Origin of the sequence: Xylanibacter ruminicola 23, assembly GCF_000025925.1 — a bacterium.
Taxonomy (GTDB): Bacteria; Bacteroidota; Bacteroidia; order Bacteroidales; family Bacteroidaceae; genus Prevotella; species Prevotella ruminicola.
Window position 1 is genome coordinate 2,575,003 of sequence record NC_014033.1, and the last position, 20,999, is coordinate 2,596,001.

17 protein-coding genes are annotated in these 20,999 nt (G+C 47.0%); 9 read left to right on the plus strand and 8 right to left on the minus strand.

Features of this window, described 5'->3' with window-relative positions; genetic code table 11:
* Positions 1 to 28: 28 nt before the first annotated feature.
* The 4 genes from PRU_RS11090 to PRU_RS11105 all read right to left on the minus strand — a co-directional run bounded on the left by PRU_RS11090 (position 29) and on the right by PRU_RS11105 (position 3,352).
* Complete coding sequence (locus PRU_RS11090; protein WP_013063624.1) at positions 29 to 1,492, minus strand: hypothetical protein; 1,464 nt, start codon at positions 1,490 to 1,492, stop codon at positions 29 to 31.
* Positions 1,493 to 1,868: 376 nt separating this feature from the next.
* The gene (locus PRU_RS11095) at positions 1,869 to 2,489 is read right to left on the minus strand and encodes an HU family DNA-binding protein (protein ID WP_041386145.1); all 621 of its coding nucleotides are present in this window, start codon (positions 2,487 to 2,489) and stop codon (positions 1,869 to 1,871) included.
* A gap of 120 nt (positions 2,490 to 2,609) precedes the next feature.
* Positions 2,610 to 2,915, minus strand: coding sequence for a nucleotidyltransferase domain-containing protein (locus PRU_RS11100; protein ID WP_013063788.1), 306 nt, complete (start codon positions 2,913 to 2,915; stop codon positions 2,610 to 2,612).
* The gene (locus tag PRU_RS11105) at positions 2,912 to 3,352 is read right to left on the minus strand and encodes an HI0074 family nucleotidyltransferase substrate-binding subunit (protein WP_013064604.1); all 441 of its coding nucleotides are present in this window, start codon (positions 3,350 to 3,352) and stop codon (positions 2,912 to 2,914) included. The genes PRU_RS11100 and PRU_RS11105 overlap by 4 nt, the downstream gene beginning before the upstream one ends.
* Positions 3,353 to 3,607: 255 nt before the next feature.
* Between PRU_RS11105 and PRU_RS11110 the strand changes: the two genes are divergently transcribed.
* Positions 3,608 to 5,953 (plus strand): TlpA family protein disulfide reductase, encoded by a 2,346-nt coding sequence (locus PRU_RS11110; RefSeq protein WP_013065388.1) that lies wholly within the window; start codon positions 3,608 to 3,610, stop codon positions 5,951 to 5,953.
* A 3-nt stretch (positions 5,954 to 5,956) separates the two neighbouring features.
* Here PRU_RS11110 and PRU_RS11115 read toward each other — a convergent pair whose 3' ends face one another.
* Complete coding sequence (locus PRU_RS11115) at positions 5,957 to 7,732, minus strand: aminopeptidase P family protein (protein WP_041386817.1); 1,776 nt, start codon at positions 7,730 to 7,732, stop codon at positions 5,957 to 5,959.
* A 153-nt stretch (positions 7,733 to 7,885) separates the two neighbouring features.
* Between PRU_RS11115 and PRU_RS11120 the strand changes: the two genes are divergently transcribed.
* The 7 genes from PRU_RS11120 to PRU_RS11150 all read left to right on the plus strand — a co-directional run bounded on the left by PRU_RS11120 (position 7,886) and on the right by PRU_RS11150 (position 14,919).
* Positions 7,886 to 8,872, plus strand: a complete 987-nt coding sequence (locus tag PRU_RS11120) for a malate dehydrogenase (RefSeq protein ID WP_013064390.1) — start codon at positions 7,886 to 7,888, stop codon at positions 8,870 to 8,872.
* Between the two features lie 56 nt (positions 8,873 to 8,928).
* A complete protein-coding gene (locus PRU_RS11125) occupies positions 8,929 to 9,417 on the plus strand; it encodes an RNA polymerase sigma-70 factor (protein WP_013063389.1) in 489 nt (162 codons plus the stop codon).
* 61 nt (positions 9,418 to 9,478) lie between these two features.
* Positions 9,479 to 10,189 (plus strand): hypothetical protein, encoded by a 711-nt coding sequence (locus PRU_RS16145; RefSeq protein ID WP_013064212.1) that lies wholly within the window; start codon positions 9,479 to 9,481, stop codon positions 10,187 to 10,189.
* A gap of 13 nt (positions 10,190 to 10,202) precedes the next feature.
* Positions 10,203 to 12,803: a TonB-dependent receptor gene (locus PRU_RS11135; protein ID WP_041386147.1), complete on the plus strand. Its 2,601-nt coding sequence runs from the start codon at positions 10,203 to 10,205 to the stop codon at positions 12,801 to 12,803.
* A 6-nt stretch (positions 12,804 to 12,809) separates the two neighbouring features.
* Positions 12,810 to 13,913 carry a DUF4249 domain-containing protein gene (locus PRU_RS11140; RefSeq protein WP_074683569.1) on the plus strand — a complete coding sequence of 368 codons (1,104 nt, stop codon included), beginning with the start codon at positions 12,810 to 12,812 and terminating at the stop codon, positions 13,911 to 13,913.
* A 4-nt stretch (positions 13,914 to 13,917) separates the two neighbouring features.
* A complete protein-coding gene (locus PRU_RS11145) occupies positions 13,918 to 14,370 on the plus strand; it encodes a FecR domain-containing protein (RefSeq protein ID WP_013065126.1) in 453 nt (150 codons plus the stop codon).
* 21 nt (positions 14,371 to 14,391) lie between these two features.
* A complete protein-coding gene (locus PRU_RS11150; protein ID WP_013064589.1) occupies positions 14,392 to 14,919 on the plus strand; it encodes a gamma carbonic anhydrase family protein in 528 nt (175 codons plus the stop codon).
* Between the two features lie 4 nt (positions 14,920 to 14,923).
* On the opposite strand, the gene PRU_RS11155 is transcribed toward PRU_RS11150, so the two are convergent.
* Genes PRU_RS11155 through gltX form a run of 3 tightly spaced genes read right to left on the minus strand, consistent with a single transcriptional unit; the run spans position 14,924 to position 18,803 of the window.
* Entirely contained in the window at positions 14,924 to 16,030 is a 1,107-nt protein-coding gene (locus PRU_RS11155) for a metallophosphoesterase (RefSeq protein WP_013064247.1), read from the minus strand.
* 14 nt (positions 16,031 to 16,044) lie between these two features.
* Positions 16,045 to 17,283 (minus strand): 3-deoxy-D-manno-octulosonic acid transferase, encoded by a 1,239-nt coding sequence (locus PRU_RS11160; RefSeq protein ID WP_041386819.1) that lies wholly within the window; start codon positions 17,281 to 17,283, stop codon positions 16,045 to 16,047.
* Positions 17,284 to 17,285: 2 nt separating this feature from the next.
* Positions 17,286 to 18,803, minus strand: coding sequence for a glutamate--tRNA ligase (gene gltX / locus PRU_RS11165; RefSeq protein ID WP_013065016.1), 1,518 nt, complete (start codon positions 18,801 to 18,803; stop codon positions 17,286 to 17,288).
* An 86-nt stretch (positions 18,804 to 18,889) separates the two neighbouring features.
* Here gltX and PRU_RS11170 point away from each other — a divergent pair, with 86 nt between their 5' ends.
* A complete protein-coding gene (locus PRU_RS11170; protein WP_013064203.1) occupies positions 18,890 to 20,941 on the plus strand; it encodes an HD family phosphohydrolase in 2,052 nt (683 codons plus the stop codon).
* Positions 20,942 to 20,999: the final 58 nt, after the last annotated feature.

Below are 20,999 nucleotides of genomic sequence, written 5' to 3' on the forward strand. Positions count from 1 at the left end.
GGTTTTGCACCTTCAAAATGGGATAATTCTAGCTAATAGTGCAATTATTCTTAGAGTTTGCTAACTGGTTATATTTCTGATAGATAGCACTAAAAACTTTTTTCAATTTTTCGTCTTCACTACTAAAACCTTCCTGAATATTCTTTCTGAATGTGTCAACATATCGTACCTCAGTAAGCTTTTGGGCTAAATCGCGGTCGGAATGGGCGCCAAACATTGCACTTTTTTTCATTTCTCCCACCAAATGACAGAAAAAGCGGGCAGTAAACTGATTATTATGCGGACTTTTACGAGTAACCTTCAGGTGAGCAAATATGTTTTCATCCTCTATCAACTCCCTCCACATATTTATATAATGGGGCATCCACTTCTCGTCAAGAAGATTGGCGAGTTTATTGGCAGCATTTATCACAGCCTCGCCTATCTGCTGAACATCGGTGTTTACCAGCTGCTCTTGTCCGAACTTGGTGGTAGGATCCAGTTCGCGGGCAACTTCGCAAAGCGATGCAAGGTGGAAGATGAAATAGCGAATTTGTTCGTCGCTAAGTTGGGCCTCCTGAAAATCCCGGTCGAACGTCTCGCGATCGGCACTCCATTTGGCAAACAGTCCACCAGGTACTTGTGCCAGTTCCTGCAACTCTTTGCTGCGCTCGGCAGCCATCACTTCCATCCACGAGCAGCTATCGTTTACCACCCTGAGTGTATCACGACGTTCTTTCCAATAGGCCTCCCAGGTGTTGCTCTTTCGCACACGTGCCAATTCCTTATCAAGCAGGTTGGCCATTGCCTTGCCTTTACTTCGGTTACTCTTCATAATGCTCACAAGCATTCCTGGCAATAGCATCAGAACCAACAGCCAAAGTATCATAACCTGCATATTGTTGGTTAAACCCGTACCTATCGAATCCATCGCTTGGTGTAATGTTTTAAAATAGGCGGTTGCCAAATCTTTATCCTGCGATGCATCTTTCTCGTTTATACTATTAACAATGGTGGCCATCACTATCAAATCTTCTGGCTTAAGATGCTGAGCACAAACATACATAAAGTATTGCAATGGCGAACTTTCAGGCTGTGCGTTCTTAGCCTCTTGAGGTGGCATAGCAAAATACTGATTCATCATCTGCTGCGAAAGATCCACAAACGATACCGACTTATGCGCTAATGGCTCGCCCAAATAATTACTGGTAAGCGTTATTACCGATTTGCGTAAACTGTTGTTGCACACCATCTTATCGATGCGATCCAGATACTCGGAATATAAAAATGCGCAAGGCATCTTATTCAGCTCGACCAAGGCCGTCATCGTACTCTGCATACGCATGATGGCTGCATAGACTTCAGCCTCAACACAAGTATCCATACCATCAGTCAGTTCCTGTACCAAGCACTCAAGCCGGTCGGCAGCCACCTGCCAATGACGGCACACCTGAACCGTTAATTGCTCAGTGCGCTCGTCGTCAACAATCTTTTTAATTTCTTCGGTCTTCATACTCATTTCATGTTTATCGGTCACATGGTCACAGCTGTGACCATGTGACCATTTTATCCTTTTGATTATTTGTTTTTATTCGTAATTATCTATTTATCAACAAGTTAGTTACAACAAAACATCACATCTTCCTCACTGCGGTCACATGGTCACAGCTGTGACCACGTGACCATTACACCGTGAAGTAGTGCAGTTGCGAATACTAATAGATGAAGGTGCGAATATTAAGCCTAGCAAGTACAAAGCCTAAGGCTAACAGGTACAAAATGCCTGTTTAAATATCGTTTGCCTATACTCAAACGATTGTGCGCCTATACGCAAACAACCGTTCGACTATACCCAATTTCAATCGCACTCCAGCACCATCGTCATCTATTTATATCTCTGTATAGATGTGCTCCTTGCCACGTGGTGTCATCAGCAGTTTAGGATTGTCACCCTTAGTCCACTCCTGCAGTTGTTTACGGGCCGAATAGATTGTGAGCCCCGTAATTTGAGCAAACATGCTGGCTGTAATATAGCCGTTACGCTGCAAACAGTCACGCATCGTCAGCTCCAGTTTATCCTTATCGGCCAGTATCTCCTTGGTGTCAGGGTTATGATAGCGGCGGAATCCGTCGAGCCACTTCATAATCTCCCTTTCCCAAAACTTGCCAGGGTTATACTCCACGCCCTCAAGCCTTACATCGCGATCTTTCACCTGGTCGGCATCAGTCAACTGTTTGGCCAGCGACAACTTTGGTGCAAACGAACCTATCGGCGTATCAATGCGATAGCCCTCGGCCAGGAATCTACCCGCCACACGCACAAAAGCATCCATCACCCTACTCAGTTCGCCATACCGCAGGTAGTTCATCCGCTCGCAGTAGTCCTCGAGCTGCTTCATGTTCAGCTTCATTCCACTTTTGGGACGGACATATACTATGTTTTGTCCATCTTCGCCCTTTACTGGGGTTCGATGAACCTCATACCACATTCCACTTTCTTTTCTAGGCATATACTTTAGCTTTTTAGTATCTGCTGCAAAGGTACACTTTTTATTGTATTTTACCAACAATCCACCTTATTTTTTTATAAAAAAGCGGCACCTCGCAGTGATTGAGGTGCCGCTTATGATCTATGCTGCTTCGTAAAATATCTGCCCTACTCTATCGATATGGTCGCCTATTGGTGTACCTTTCTTTTTATTGTAATCAAGCAGATCGATGGAGTACAGGAGTTCCAAATCATCAATCTCGCACAGAATGGTTAGTATCTGATTATAATCAACACCTTCGCCAATCACAGCCAGATCGATATCTGAACCTTCACGATAAGTTCCTTTCGACCGAGAGCCGAAAATCAGAACTTTCTTGATGTTCGCATGCCGACGAAACACATCTTGCAGTTCCTTAATAACAGTATCGCTTAGTCCAAATTTCATGCCTGTTTATAATCTTCGTTTTGTGAAAGCACGTTCAAATCTTCATCCAGTTTTTTCAGTAGCGGAGCATAGTTGCTATAAATCAGCCTAACTATTGGCAGCACCTCTTCTTCATCGTAAACATGACTGAGCGTATTACGCGCCTTTGACATTTTACGCCAAGCATCATGATCACCGATAAGGCCATCGTCGAAAGCCATCTTTAGTGTACCATTTGGCCCCAACATAAATTCATACCCCTTATAAATCAGAATATCCTGCAACACCTTCCATGCCAATTCGAAAGTATACTCGAAGCGCTGCACCAGGCCCTCAACTTCCAACTCAGACAGGTCCTCCAAAAACCTGTCAGCCTCAGTCACCTCAACGAGTCTGCCACATGCCTTATGATAATTAGCATATCGCTGAATCCACCTTATATCTTTCTGCTCTTCCATTTCTGAAATCCATTATTTGCGGGCAAATATACAATGTTTTTTTCAAATTAGCAAGCAAACACAACAAAATATGCGAAAAAACGGCAGGTATTCTTCCATCCGAAAGCAGCAATTTTTGAGAATTCTGAGGTTTTGTGGCAAGAAAAAATCACCAAAACAGAGATGTTCTTAAAAAAATATAATTCTTCTATTTAGTTTTTGAGGAATGGACAAAAACGTCTACTTTTGCATCCACTCAAGAAACAATAATTAAAAATGAAGAAACTTTTATCAACTATCGTGCTGGCTATAACCTGTGTGGCTGCGTTGGCGCAAAAATCCAAAGTGTGGGATGATGTCATTACTGGTTATTGCAACATTCCCGTTATCGATATAACCAAAGTTACGTTTACGCCAGATAGTACCGAAGTGTGCATGCGGCTTAGTTTTCGAGCTGGCAAGCAGTTTGGATTCACCAGTGGCACACATCTGAAAGTAGGTACTCAGCAGTACGCCGTCAAGAACGCAACCGTTATCAAACTCAACGAGGGTTACACCATGCCTACTGATACGGTAGACTTCTCGCTGATATTTAATCCTGCACCACTCGGCACCACGCGGATGGATTTGATTGAACCCGCAGGTTTAACGTTCTCGAACATTCATGGAGCTGGCGAGATTCCTGATGGCATCATTGATACCTATTGGCGCAACAATGCTACAGGCGATTGGCTGATAGGTTTTGCTGTCAACCACGTGATATATAATAATAAGGTGTGGGATATCGCCACGCTGACAAACAATAAGGATGCTTACACCATTGCCCTTACCGATGGGCCAATCATCAAGGTAGGAAAGTTAAAGAAGAGTAAGCGCACCATCGGTATCGACCAGCAAAAGGGCATCGTATGTAGTCCCATCACCACAGCTACTATGCCCGATTATCCTACAAAGGATATGCGCAAGGGATTTGTAGACAACGGTTATCGTGCAGGCGACAGCGTAACCATCGTTGGCTGGCTGAAAGATATGCCAGAACAGGCATGGAAACAGAGTGGAGAGTTTGAAGCAATCATCAGTCACCTCATCATCGATAATCAGGAAAGATATACCACAAAACTCGACTCGCTGGGGCGTTTCACCCTGCGTTTCCCATTGGTCAATTCGTCAGACGCCTTCCTTGATCTGCGCCGTTCTTCTGTTTCACCAGTACTTGAGCCTGGCAAGACCTATTTCTTCCTCAAGGACTTTAAGACTGGACAAGTGTTGTTTATGGGCGATGATGCCCGCTTGCAGAACGAACTTGCTGCCTGTCCTGCAGCATGGGGTTATCGACGCATCAATCAAGGCGAGGATGCGATGCAGTTCAAGACACGTATGGATGGCATCTGTGAGGCGATGAAGGCTGAGATACAGGAGAACATTGCAAAGCGCCCCAATCTCTCGCAACGCTATATCGACTACGTGAATGGCTTGTGTTTGGCTGGTCAAGGAGAATCGATGATGCAGGCACGTTTCGTAGTGCCTGGCAAAGAATTGCCAAAGGAGTATATGGATTACGTCACCACGCAACTATGGCAGAAAATGCCTAAACCCTATACACTCTTTATGCCCTTCTCAACCTTTATGCGCGACTATCTCGACCAAGTGGTAACAGAGCGTCATGGCGTAAAAATTGATCGTTACACCATTACCTTGCCCGAAGGGGCCTATCCCACCATTCTGCGCCGGGCTAAGGCTGACGGCAGGGTGTCGATTACCGACGATGAGATAGCCCTTGTAGAGCGTTATGCAGAAGCATATCGTAAGGAGTATGCTGCTCAAGCCCAAAACCAGAAAATAGATAGTCTTAACATCAATATTAGCAACAGCTACTCTGAGCAATATCTTGCCATTATGGAGCGCCCTGATGTAAAGACTGTGATAGATGAAGAGAGTACGTTGGTTGATATCTACTACCAGCTAGAGGCTGTAAAATCAACGAATCCTGACCCAGCTTTGATAGACTTGGCCTTGGCTCACAGATTCTATTGGACGCTCAACAGCTTCCGCAAGTCATTAGCCCCCGCTGCGCTGAACTTTGCGCTGCAAGAAATCAAGTTGCCTGCTGCACTCGATATTGTGAAGACAACAAACGACAAGTACATAGCCCTTGAGCATCAAGATTTGACTAATGCAGCCAGCCTGCGTCCATCTACCGATGTGGAGAATATGACCGATGGCGAGAAGATGCTACGTAAGATTATCGAGCCATACAAGGGGCGCGTTATCTACCTCGATGTGTGGGGCACATGGTGCGGACCATGTAAGCAGCGGCTAAAAGACTCGTGGAAGGAGAAGGAGGCACTCAAGGATTTAGATATTGTATACCTCTATCTCTGTAACGGCAGCAGCGACGAATCGTGGAAGAATGTCATCAAGGAGTATAACTTAGCAGGTCCCAACTGCGTTCATTACAATCTGCCCAAAGAGCAGCAGAGTGCCATCGAGCGTTACCTGAACGTACAAGGCTTTCCCACCTATAAAATCATAGACAAGCAAGGCAACATCCACGACCTGGATTGGCTCCACGCTGACGACATGGAGGCATTCAAACAGACTATGGAAAAGTTCTGCAAGTAATTATTATATCTCCTTGCAAGCATCTTTTAGCCATTCTTTTTCCTCATCATCGAGATGGGGTGAAAGGGTGGCTAAAACATGCTGGTGATATTGGTTGAGCCAGGCGATTTCTTCGTCTAAGAGCATCTCTTTTACAATCGGCGTGGTGTCGATGGGACAGAGGGTAAGACTCTCGAACTGCAGGAACTCTCCAAACTGGGTTTCCATGTAGGGCGTAATCAGCAGGGTGTTCTCCACACGAACACCGAACTTTCCTTCGAGATAGATACCTGGTTCGTCGGTAATAGTCATACCAGCTACAAGGGGTGCTGGTTTCCACTCCATACGGAACTGATGGGGACCTTCGTGCACATTCAGATAAGTGCCCACACCATGACCTGTGCCATGCAGATAGTTCAAGCCCTCGCGCCACATTGCCTCTCGGGCCAGAATATCTATCTGGGTACCACTGGCTCCACTGGGGAACTTGCAGAGTTCTATCTGGACATGACCTTTAAGCACCAGTGTATAGATTCGCTTCTGCTCCTCGGTGAGCGGACCAAGGGCGATGGTACGGGTGATGTCGGTAGTACCATCCAGATACTGTGCACCACTATCCAACAGCAGAAAACCTTCGGGTTTTAGTGGGATATCGGTCTCAGGTGTAGCCTCGTAATGCACAATGGCTCCATGTGCCTGATAGCCAGCGATGGTATCGAAAGAGATGTCGCGATAAAGTGGTTGCTCAGCACGAAGCGAGGTCAGTTTCTTGTCGATAGAGATTTCCGTCTGTCCTCCGGCCTCAACAGCAGGTTTCAACCACGACAGGAACTTCACCATCGCAATACCATCTTTGAGCATGGCCGATTTAAAGCCTTCAATCTCTGTAGTATTCTTGACGGTTTTCATGCGCTTGACTGGTGATTCCACCTCTACTATCTCACGGGTGACCCGCTTATAAAGCGTATAGTTAACCTCATCAGGATCGAGCAGGATATTATACTCGAAATAATCCTTCAGACCTTTTGCCACTACCTCGTAAGGTGCCACCCCTACCCCTTCGGCTTTAAGATAAGTTTCAACCTCGGGCGTTAGCTTCACCTTATTTATATATAAGGTAACATCTTTGGACGAAATAAGCAGATAAGCGACAAACACGGGATTGCAATGCACATCGGTGCCACGCAGGTTCAGCGTCCAGGCAATATCATCGAGAGCCGACATCAGCATACCATCGGCATGTTTTTCGCGCAAGGCCTTGCGGATACGGGCAATCTTTTCACGACAGCTCTCACCAGCATACTGCATAGGAAAAATCTCCACAGCATGCTCAGGGATAACAGGGCGATCGGTCCAGATCTGTGCCAACGGATCGAGATTAGTACGCAGCGTGATGCCACCCTGCTGACGCAGATCGGCTATCAGCTCCTTCACCTCGTTAGCAGAGTTCACCATTCCATCAAGTCCAACCTCTGCACCAGCGCCACACTCCTTGCCTATCCACTCTGGGATGGTAGGCGTACCAGGCATCTTCAGTTTCATCAGCTGGAACTCGGTGCCACGCAGCTGTTCCTCGGCCGCAATGAAGTAGCGTGAATCAGTCCACAAAGCAGCCGAAGTCATCGTAACCACAGCCGTACCAGCCGAGCCGTTAAAACCACTGATAAACTCGCGCCCTTTCCAATGATCGGGCACGTATTCGCCCTGATGAGGGTCGGTACTTGGAAAGATAAACGCAGCGAGATGTTCACGTTTCATCACCTCGCGAAGAGCTTCAATTCGTTGATTTACTGTCATCATCATCGTGTTTTGTAATTTCGAGATTACAAAGGTACAAAATAACTAGCAGAAAATCACATGATTAACACAGATTAATAATAAAAAAACGCTTTATATGAGTCTTTTTTCGTAACTTTGCAGCACTTTAAAAATAACAATAATAAAAATACAATTATGGCTTTTTTAACTAACGAGAAATTGGTGATTGTTGGTGCCGGTGGTATGATTGGCTCTAACATGGTACAGAGTGTGTTGATGCTGGGCTTGACTCCCAACATCTGTTTGTATGATATCTATGAGCCAGGTGTTCATGGTGTATATGATGAGATGTGCCACTGCGCTTTCCCAGGTGCAAACATTTCTTACACTGTAGATCCTAAGGAGGCTTTCACTGGTGCAAAGTACATCATCTCTTCAGGTGGTGCTCCACGTAAGGAGGGTATGACCCGTGAGGACCTGCTGAAGGGCAACTGCCAGATCGCAGCCGACTTTGGTGAGAACATCAAGAAGTACTGCCCAGACGTTAAGCACGTGGTAGTTATCTTCAACCCAGCTGACGTAACAGCTCTTACAGCTCTGATTCACTCAGGTTTGAAGCCCAACCAGCTGACATCACTGGCCGCTCTCGACTCTACCCGTCTGCAGCAGCAGCTGGCTCAGGAGTTCGGTGTACAGCAGGATAAGGTTACAAACGCTTACACCTACGGTGGTCACGGTGAGCAGATGGCAGTATTCGCCAGCAAGGCTCTCATCGACGGCAAGCCTCTCTCTGAACTTCCTCTCTCTGACGAGCGTTGGGCTGAGATCAAGCACATGACTACTCAGGGTGGTAGCAACATCATCAAGCTCCGTGGCCGTTCTTCATTCCAGAGCCCTGCTTATCAGGCTGTTAAGATGATTGAGGGTGCTATGGGTGGTGAGCCTTTCAAGTGGCCTGCTGGTTGCTATGTAAACGCATTCGGTTTCAAGAACGTGATGATGGCTATGCCTACCGTTATCGACAAGGACGGTGTACACTTCACTGAGCCCGAGGGCACTGCTGAGGAGATGGCTGCATTGCAGGCTTCTTACGAGCACCTGCAGAAGATGCGCGACGAGATTATCTCTCTGGGCATCATCCCTGCCGTAGAGGACTGGGCAAAGGACAATGCAAACCTCTAATTAATTCTATATGAAAGGGCAGCATGGAACACCCATGCTGCTTTTTTTGTGTTTTCATGGATATCGAACAACTTTTCCTTTATTATTATCGACCACTTTGTCTTTACGCCTTACACTACGTTAATCATACCGACGTGGTGGAAGACCTGATACAGGAATGTTTCGTAAAGCTGATGGAGAAACAGCCCATAGCCAACGAGAAGGCTTATCTTTACACAGCTGTCAGGAACGCTTGTATTGACTATCTGCGTAAGAAGAATCCTCTGAGCACAGACGTCCAGCCAACCGACCTTGAGGGCACCATCACCGATGAAGAGGCCGCCGAGCGAAGTCTGCATGAAGCCGAACTATGGACAGCCATCGATACGCTGCCAGAGCGATGCAGGATGATATTCCTGATGGCCAAACAAGATGGTATGACATACCATGAAATCGCCGAAGAGCTGCATATCAGTGAGAAAACCGTAGAACATCAACTCAGCAAGGCTATCAGACAATTACGTAAAAAATCAAACGACTACTTCTATCTTCTTAACCTTGTTTAACACTGCTCGCATGGGGGATAGTCCCATTTCCTCCGTTATAGTAGAAAAAACAAGAGTCCAAATGAAGAAATCAAAACTTACACCCAACGCCAGCAAAGTTCTGGCACAGCCTATCATCATGACAGTCATGATGCTTTTTGCAGTATTTACCACACAAGCCCAACCAGAGAGCAAGCCACGACGCTGGCACTTTGAAATAAACCTGCGCTACCAACAAGAGATTTGTCAGCACACCTGGTCAAAAGGCCGCACACCATACTACGATTTTGTAGACAATCAGTTAGTTTTCAAGGGAATTTCAGAATACGAGGATACCTATAACAAATCCATATTTGACAAATTCGAATATGGAGGAAATACTGTGATGTTTTATGAACTGTACGACTTGAACAAATGCATGAGCATCGGAGCAGGACTGGGGCTTACCCGTTCGTTCACACAAGAGATGTGGCAACTGCCTCTATATGGCACGTTGCGCTATAGACCTTGGAGCACACAGCCTTATACCTATTTATACACCGACCTTGGTTGGACATTAACAAACGCCGAAAGTCCTTCTGGCGATGGTATCAGCGGACCGATGTTCAACCTCGGTATTGGTAAGAGTTTTAGTATAGGCAAAAAGACCCGACTGGATTTGAAGCTTGGTTACCATTTACAGCAATACAAATACGAATGGCATTATGACGTAACCGACGACGTAGAGGAAATGCGCTGCAATATGAAAGAGGCCCTACACAACCTCGAACTGAGCGTAGGTCTGGCATTCTAAAGACAGACATCAGATGAGACAGTTACTAATCATACTGCTGTTCCTGCTGACGCAAACAGCAGGAGCACAAACAACCACTCCTACCATCAAGCAACAGATGGAGCGGTTGCATGAGACTGCTGGGTTAAACTTTGTGTACGACGCAAGCCTGAACGTGAGACAACCCTATCGCGGGCCAGAACTGAAAGGTCTCTCGCTATCCAAAGCACTCAAAACCCTTTTCGAAGGCTCTGGCATCAGCTACCAGAAGAACAACAAGTACGTGATGCTGTTCAAAGAGCCTGTTAAGGAAACCGTTAAGCGTTTCACCCTGAGCGGACACGTCAGAGACTCTATCGGCGAGACACTCATTAATGCTACCGTTTACGACCTGACCTCCCGCCAAGGTACCACCACCAATGAATATGGCTACTACTCGCTCACCCTGTCTGAGGGCGAGCACCTGTTACGCATCTCCTATATCGGATATACTGAGCAAACCGTAAAAACAGCGCTTCACAAGAGTCACACGATAGACTTTACGCTCCATGAGAACATGCGACTGGGCGAAGTGGTTATTACAGGCGACCTGAACAGCCCTGTACTTGGCACACAAATGGGCAAGCGATCGCTATCACAAACTGATATCAAAACAGAATTTGCCCTATTCTCTTCTCCAGATGTGGTGAAGACCATTCAGCGCATCAGCGGTGTGCAGGAAGGCGTAGAACTGGCATCAGGCCTCTATGTGCATGGTGGCAATAACGACGAGAACCTGTATCTGCTCGACGGCTCTCCACTCTACCAGATTAACCACTCGATGGGACTATTCTCATCATTCAATGCCGATATGGTGAAGAATGTAGATTTTTACAAGAGCGGTTTCCCTGCCCGATTCGGTGGACGACTCTCATCGGTGGTTGACGTGCGCACTAACGATGGCAACATGCAAGAATGGCATGGGGCGTATCGCATTGGTTTGTTAGACGGCAGTGTACAGTTTGACGGACCACTGAAAAAGAACAAGACCTCATTGAATATCGGCCTGCGCCGCTCATGGCTCGATCTGCTATCGGAGCCGGCATTCTTCCTACAAAGAAGGATCTCGAAAGAAGAGAAGATTGGTTTGAACTACAACTTTCACGACCTGAACGCCAAACTCACACACATCATGAACGACCGCTCACGCTTGAGTTTGAGTCTCTACTCAGGATGTGATGCCCTCAGCACCAACTACGAGTCGAACTGGAACATGCCGAATGGCGGAACCGACATTGAAAAGACAAAGAACCGCTTGAGATGGGGTAATCTGAACGCGGCACTGAACTGGAACTATCAGCCATCGCCCAAACTCATGACCAACGTAACTGCTGTATATACCCATAACAGAGCCAATATTCTTCGTTGCGACGATTATAGCTATGCCTCCAGCAGCACAGAATCCACAAAGAAGACCCATCATGAGAACGAGACCCGCTCTACCATCGATGATATCGGCTACAGGGCAGAGGCAGATTTCCGTCCCTCACCCCGTCACCATATCCGTCTGGGCAATAATTATACACTCCATCTGTTCCGTCCGCAGACCAAGAATCTGCTCAACTACAATGCTGGTCAGGAAGAGAATGATACGATTAGCAAGCAGAGCAGTAATCATCACACCTCTCATGAACTTAATCTCTATGCCGAGGATCAGATCACGCTGAACAAGCATTGGAGCCTGAACAGCGGTATGAACCTATCGCTCTTTTTTACGCCAGGCAAGACTTTCCTGAATGCGGATCCTCGTGTAGCCATGAAGTATCAGATAACACCTTACTTGTCGGCCAAGGCCAGCTACACCATGATGACCCAGTATGTGCATAAAATAACCAACTCGTTCTTAGAGATGCCGACCGACTACTGGGTGCCTACTACAGCCAAACTCCAGCCCATGCGCTCGCACCAATGGGCCGTAGGACTCTATGCTCAGATGGGCAAAAAGTGGACAGCCTCTATCGAGGGCTATTACAAGACCACCAACCACCTCCTGCAATACGCAAGTTGGACTGGATTACAGCCACCAGCCGTATCATGGGAGACTGAGGTGATCGACGGTAAAGGTAAGTTCTATGGCATCGAGACCGATGTGAACTACCATACCCAGAAAATTCAATTCAGTGCAGCTTATACCTTGTCATGGAACAAGCGTAAGTTCGAAGATTTTTATCAAGACTGGTACTACGACAAGTTCGACAATCGTCATAAGTTGAACCTGACAGGGCGCTTTAAATTCAACAAGAAGACAGAGATGTATGCAGCATGGACACTGCATAGTGGCAACAAGATGACAGTACCTACCCAATACGTAGAACTGGCACTGCCTGATGACGATAACAGGCAGCGTGAGTTTATCTACGAACGTCCCAATAACGCCACGCTACCCCTCTACCATCGTCTCGACGTAGGATTCAACTTTTACCACACTACCAAGCATGGTCACCAGCGTATATGGAATCTGTCGCTCTACAATGCCTATTGTCATATCAACACTATGTGGACAGAGGCCCAAGTGAAAGACGACGGCACCATCCGTATCAAATCAAGAGGTTATATCCCTATTGTACCATCATTCAGTTATACGATCAAATTCTAAAGAATCATGAAGCAGAATCAGTACATAACATATCTTGTAGCGATGTTCATCATGCTATCGTTCTACGCCTGTAAGGACGAGTTCGACATGACTAAGATAAATGAGCCTCAGAAACTGAGCGTAAGTTGTTATCCTTCTACCGCCGACACCACATGGATATGGGTTTCACGTACCATCCCTATCAGTCAGTATTCAAATGCCGAGCAAGACATGAGTATCAGCAATGCCCATATTATATATAAGGTGAACGGACAGCAGCGCGAAGTCAGCAAAGCATCATCTGGTCTTTACTATGTTTGCGGTACCCAGAATGTTGGCGATAAGATTACCATCGACGTGACGGCCGATGGTTTTGGAACCGTCAAATCAAAAGCCACAGTTCCCAATGCCATCCCTATCAACATCGACGGACTGAAGAAAACAACCACCTATAATCACAGTTCCGGGGCTTTTGTGACCTACGACCAGGTAACAGCTACCTTCAGCGACCCACAGGCCACAACAGACTACTATGCAGTCAGGGTCAGAGTCATTAACTATAAGGGCAACGTCTATGGTTATGACAACCCTGTTTATAATGATAATGGCGAGATTGAATATTACCAGACTCAGTGGTCGCTGGGAAATTCAAGAGGTACCTATGCTAACTATCTGCGCTACAAGGAGATGTATCCCGAAGCAGAATGGCACGTAGAGATACGCGACTCTATCTATAGCTACCCAGCCATCAATACCGAAGACGAGCCACTACTGAATCCGCTAAGCGAACTCGAAGAGAACTTTGGCTTTAACAACAACTTCATCAAACAGTTCTACATCTTCAGCGACGCAACCATCAACGGCCAGACATACACGCTGCATCTGAACATCCCTACCAACGCTGGCGTGTCGGGCTACGAATTTATGACACGCTATCAGGTGCAGCTATATCATATCTCGCCTGAACTATACCATTATGTGAAGGCACTTAACGATGTTGAGAATAACGAGCTGGCACAAGGTGGTTTTTCGATACTAACGCCCACACCCTCCAACATCCTAAATGGTGTTGGCATCATGGGCGGATACAATACAACAGAAACAACATGGATGACAAAGCTATATGAGTAAACCTATGAAAGAAATCAAAGACAAATCGCTCGAATTTGTGCTCCACCACTATCAGACAGGCAAATTCGACACCCAGAAAGCGCTGCGTAAAGTATCACCTGCAAAGGTTATCCCACTTTGGCGAAAAGTGGCTGTTGCCGCCTCGTTCACACTCCTGCTACTGGCTGGGGCATATGCCGCTTACACCACAGGATTTTTTTCACAAACCGAAGATCCTATCAATAGCGAGCAGCCAGCAACAACTACCACCATTGTACAGACATCAAAGCATTTCCACTTCGACAACACACCGCTGCCTGAGGTGCTGAAGACATTAGGTGATCATTATCAGGTGACCCTGACTGCCGACAAGACCGACAAGCACTTGACAGCCGACTTCGACTCTGACAATCTGGAACAAACAATCGAGATGATAGAACATGTTTTAGAGGTAAAAATTACCGTTTCTAAAAAATAATGTTTATCTTTGCAACCAGATATGGCATTGATTAAGAGTTATAGAGGTCTGGCACCCAAGTGGGGCAAGGACTGTTATTTTAGCGAGAACGCTACGATAGTAGGCGATGTAACAATGGGCGATGAGTGCTCGGTGTGGTTTAATGCAGTAGTACGCGGCGATGTGGCTCCTATCACCATCGGTAACTGTACCAACATTCAGGATGGCAGTTGTGTACACGTAACCCACGAAACAGGTCCTACACATATAGGTAACTACGTTACTATCGGGCATAACGTAACCGTTCATGCCTGCACCATTCATGATAACGCCTTGATTGGTATGGGTAGCACCCTGCTGGATGGTTGTGAGATAGGCGAAGGCTCGATCGTAGCTGCTGGTGCCCTGGTACTGCAGAACACCAAGATTCCTGCTGGCGAGATCTGGGGTGGCGTACCTGCCAAATATATCAAGCCCGTACGCCCAGGCCAGACAGACAATGCCAAACACTATGTGGCCTACTCCAAATTCTATCTGGAGGAGGGCGAAACAGAACCTATAAAATTCTAAGTATTTATTTTAGCGTAGCTACAACATACTCGCTCTGGGTACCAATGCGGAACTTTCCGCCCCAGATGCCTATGCCCGATGAGACATAGTACTGGGTGTTGCCACGCTGATGACTACCCCAAGAGCATTCGTAGATACGATCCGTAATCCAAGAAATTGGCCATACCTGTCCACGATGGGTGTGGCCACTTAATTGAAAGTCGACACCTGCCGCCTCAGCCCTATCAAGATTGTAGGGCTGATGATCGAGCACAAGGATGTATGGACTTTGAACATGGAGCTTTGAACTTTGAACTTTAACCAAATCCTTGATGGGTTTGCGGCGCATGTTGGTACGATCGTCGCGACCAATGATAACAATGCTGCTATCTATAACGGCAGCCTCGTCAATCAACAGGTGGATACCTGCATCCTTATAAAACTGTTTGGCACCAGGCACACCAGCATAAAACTCGTGATTACCTAAGCAGGCATACACGGGGGCTTTCAAGCGACGAAACTCCTGAGCCATCTGCTCCTCCTGCACAGGGCGCATACTACCATCGATAATATCACCTGCTATCAGGATAAAGTCGGGATTCTCAGCATTCATCATATCCACCCAGCGCGCCAGCTCCTTTCGCGGATTGTGATAGCCAATATGGAGATCGCTCGCCATCACTATCTTATATTCCTTCGCAAGTGGCTTTGCCGACTTTAAATCAAGCGCTACACGCTCCTTATGATGGTAATGCAGATTACCATACACAAACACGCCCACCATCAGCACCAAGATGCCAAGGGCAGTATATCCGTTTTGGTAAAGAATTGACTTGGGTACCAGACGAACCAACCGGCCCAGATCGAGTACCAGGAAAATCATCACCAGATAAAGCAAAACAAACAATGAGGATGTACCTATCTCGTAAGCCCAACGAGCCGTCCATAAAGGTAAGCTATCAAAGGCGCGACGGAAATTCAGGAACAGCATCACAAAACTCAGTACGCCAACAGCGATAACAAGCCCTTTGAGCCAAGCCTGCACAGGCAGCATCACCCAGATGTGCCAAGCCAGATAGCCGATAGCCAAGAATGGTAATAACAGGAATAGTATCATCCACATAGTTTTCATGCTTTACAAAAAAATTACAGAGCGACAGACGAGAGCACCTTCTGCGTGGCACCCGACTGGCCCTTTACAAAATGACCAGCCTTTTGGCCCTGCTCCTGCAGATAGGCAGCATCGGCAGCAAAGCGATCCATCTGTGCAGCAAAGTCCTCGTAGCTGCTAATCTCAAAGCCACCGCTGGTCTTCAGTCCCTGAGCCTCCTGGAACTTCTGATTGTTAGGTCCGAAGAATACGGGCACATCCCAAACAGCAGCCTCCAACAGGTTGTGGATACCAACACCAAAACCGCCACCGACATAAGCCACATTGCCATAGTGATAGATGCTCGACAGCAAGCCGAAGCAGTTGATGATAAGAACTTCGTAGTCATTGACCATTGACAATTGACCATTGACCATTTTCTCTGCCTCGGTGTAACGGATTACCTTGCGGCCCTCGAGCAGTTTCTCAATCTGCTTGAGATGATCCTCGCCAATCACATGAGGAGCGATAATCAGTTTCCAGTTCTTATGCTCATTAAAGTATTTGATAAAGATCTCCTCATCGGGAGGCCACGACGAACCTGCCACGAATACCTGAGGAGCATCTTTCACAAACGACTCAACGATAGGCAGTTGCTTGGCAGCCTCTTTAATCTGCAGCACACGGTCGAAGCGGGTATCGCCCACCACGGTAGTATCGGTGATACCAATCTTGGCCAAGAGTTCCTTGCTGATCTCGTTCTGCACAAAGAAATGAGTGAAGCAATTAAGCACACGACCGTACTGACGACCGTACCACTTAAAGAACACCTGCTCAGGACGGAAGATACTCGACACGCTATAAACAGGCACACCACGATGCTTCAGAATATGCAGGTAGTTGTACCAGAACTCGTACTTGATGAAGAAAGCCATCACAGGACGTACGGTACGCAGGAAACGACGTGCGTTGGTGATGGTGTCGAGTGGCAGATAGGTGATGATATCAGCACCCTCGTAGTTCTTACGCACCTCATAACCTGAGGGCGAGAAGAATGTGAGCAGAATCTTGTATTCAGGATGATCCTTGCGCAGCTGCTCCATCAAGGGGCGTCCCTGCTCAAACTCACCCAGCGAGGCAGCATGGAACCACACGTACTTGGCATTCGGATCTACCTTTTCGCGTAGAATCTTGAATGCCTCGCGCTCACCACGCCACATTTTACGTACCTTCTCATTGAAGCGGCTATAAATAGCCACTCCAAGAAGATACAGATATATTACAAGGTTGTAAATCATTAGCCCAGTACTTCAATCGCACGTTTCATTCTGGCGATGGTCTCCTCCTTACCCAGGAAGGCAGAGATATCGAACATGCCAGGACCCTTACCCTCGCCAACGAGAGTGAGTCGCCATGCGTTCATTACATTACCCAGCTTATACTCCTTCTGCTCAACCCAAGCATGTACAATCTGCTCCTGGTTCTCGAGCGAGAAGTCGTCGATACCCTCAAGCACACCAATCAGTTCGGTCATCACCTGAGCACTATCTTCCTTCCAGCGCTTCTTAGCAGTCTTCTCATCGTAGGCTGTAGGAGCCTCGAAGAAGAACGAGCAAAGTGGCCACATCTCGTGAACAAACGATACACGATCCTTCATCATCTCGGTAACCTTGAGGATGCGCTCTGAGGTCTCGTTAGGACAGTGCTCCTTAACGATAGGCTCGAAGAGAGCAGCAATCTCCTCGTTGCTCTTCTTCAGAATATACTCGTGGTTGAACCAAACAGCCTTCTCGAAGGCGAACTTGGCACCAGCCTTAGAACACTTAGAGATATCGAACAGAGGAACCAGCTCATCGAGTGAGAAGATTTCCTGCTCGGTTCCGGGATTCCATCCCAGCAGAGCCAGGAAGTTGATAACAGCCTCGGGGAAGTAACCATCCTCACGATAACCGCGAGAAGTCTCACCACTCTTAGGATCCTTCCACAGCAGTGGGAATACAGGGAATCCCAGACGGTCGCCGTCACGCTTCGACAGTTTACCCTTACCATCGGGCTTGAGCAGCAATGGCAGGTGAGCAAACTGAGGCATGGTGTCCTCCCAACCGAAAGCACGATACAACATGACGTGCAATGGAGCAGATGGCAACCACTCCTCACCACGGATAACATGCGAGATTTCCATCAGATGGTCGTCAACGATGTTAGCCAGGTGATAAGTAGGCAACTCGTCAGCACTCTTATAAAGCACCTTATCATCACAGATATCGCTCTTAACACGTACCTCGCCACGAATCAGGTCGTTAACCAGGATCTCCTGACCAGCCTCAACCTTGAAGCGAACCACATACTGTTTACCCTCGGCAATCAGCTTCTCAACCTCATCCTTAGGCATGGTCAGCGAGTTACGCATCTGACCGCGGGTATGACAATCGTACTGGAAGTTCTGAATCTCAGCACGCTTAGCCTCCAACTCCTCTGGCGTATCGAAAGCAATATAAGCCTTATCGGCATCCAGCAACTGCTGAACATATTTCTTGTAAATATCACGACGTTCGCTCTGGCGATAAGGACCCTTGTCGCCACCAAAGCTAACACCTTCATCAAACTTGATACCGAGCCACTTGAACGACTCAATGATATACTCCTCGGCACCAGGTACGAAACGGTTACTATCGGTATCCTCGATACGGAAAACCAGATCGCCACCATGCTGCTTGGCAAACAGGTAGTTATACAATGCTGTGCGCACACCACCAATGTGCAAAGCACCCGTTGGACTGGGTGCAAAACGTACTCTTACTCTTCTTTCTGACATAATCAATTAAAATTTGTGTGCAAAGTTACAAAAAAATTGAGAGTTTTTTCGTATTTTTGCACCATAATTGCATAAAATACGTAGAAATGAGTAGTTTTAACATTAAAAACGACCTAACTTGGCGTGATTTTCTCATTCGTTTGGGTCTGATCATCATAACTGTTGCCATCATCGTATGGATGATGCCACGCAGCAGTCAACACAATTTCAAGATCGAAAAAGGCCGACCTTGGATATATACCGACCTGAAAGCGCCATTCGACTTCCCCATCTACAAGAGTGACGAAGCCGTGAGGGCCGAGCGCGACAGCATCATGAAGCAATATGAGCCGTATTACATCATGAACAGCGAGATTGTGGGCAAACAGGTACGCCAGTTCTCGAAAGACTACTCAAACGGCATCCCCGGACTGCATAACGATTACATCAGCATTATCTCAAACCGTCTGCACCGTCTGTATGAGCAGGGTATCATGAGCAATTCCGAGTATGCCAAAATCAGTAAGGACACCTCTCGATTTGTACGTATCGTCAGCGGTAAGAACGCCACCAGCTCACAAATCAGCCATGTGTACTCGGTGGTATCAGCCTACGAACAACTATTTCAGGATCAGACACTTGCCAAGCATCGCGAGGTGCTGCAGAAATGCAACCTGAATGATTATATCACTCCCAACCTCACCTACGACAAGGAACGTAGTGAGGCCAGCTTGAACGACCTGCAGAACAGTATTCCACTGGCCAGCGGACTGGTACAGCGAGGTGAGAAGATTATCGACCGTGGTGATATCGTTGACGGCAAGACCTACAATAAGCTGCTATCGTTCCAGAAGGAGATGGAGCGCCAGAATGTGGACCAGGAGAAGATTCGCCTGAACATCATGGGCCAGTTGCTGTACACAGCCATCCTGATTACTTGCTTTACCATCTTCCTTACCCTGTTCAGAAAAGATTACTTTGAGAAAGTACGATCTACCACCATGTTGTATGCACTCATCGTGCTGTTTACAATTATTGCCTCGGCGATGGTAGAGCATAGCGTACTGCATGTATATATCGTACCATTTGCAATGGTGCCCATCTTTATCCGAGTGTTCATGGATTCGCGAACAGCCTTTATGGCCCATTCTACAATGGTTCTTACCTGCGCCTGCTTCCTGCAGTATCCGCTGGAGTTTGTAGCCGTTGAACTGGTAGCCGGATTGGTAGCTATCTTCTCGCTGCGCGAACTGTCAAGTCGTTCACAGCTGTTCTGGACAGCCGTATCGGTAACCTTGGCAGGAATTCTTACAAACCTGGCACTCGACTGGATTCGCATCAACGACATATCGAAAATCAGTTATAGCGAATACAACTACCTGATTATCAACGGCGTACTACTATTCTGCTCATATCCCTTACTCTATGTTATCGAGAAAGCATTCGGTTTTACATCCAACATTACGCTGATTGAGCTATCGGATATGAACAAGGCTGTACTGCGCAAGATGAGCGAGGTGGCCCCAGGCACCTTCCAGCACTCTATCCAGGTGGGTAATCTGGCTGCCGAGATTGCTAACAAGATTGGTGCCAAGAGTCAGTTGGTACGTACCGGTGCACTGTACCACGATATCGGTAAGATTGTTAATCCTATCTATTTTACCGAAAACCAGTCGGGTGTGAATCCACACGAGAAGATGAATCCGATAGACAGCGCCCAGATGATTATCAGTCATGTTACCGAGGGAACCAAACTGGCCGACAAGTACAACCTGCCCGATGTGATCAAGGAATTTATTACCACCCACCACGGACAGGGAAAAACCAAGTACTTCTACGTACAATATAAGAATGCTCACCCCAACGACGATGTCGACGACCTGCTGTTTACCTACCCAGGTCCTAATCCGTTTACTAAGGAGCAGGCCATCCTGATGATGGCCGACACCGTAGAAGCCGCCTCGCGCTCGCTGCCCGACTACACAGAAAAGTCGATTCGCGAACTGGTTAACAGACTGATTGATGCTCAGGTGGCCGAGGGTTACTTTAAGGAGTGCCCCATCACCTTCCGTGATATTGCCTATGCCAAAACCGTGCTGATAGAGAAGCTGAAGACCATCTATCACACCCGTTTGAGCTATCCTGAGCTGAAAAAGTAAATCCATTTATGCACAAAACTACCCAAAAGTGTGCAAAAACCTGCACACTTTTGCACAT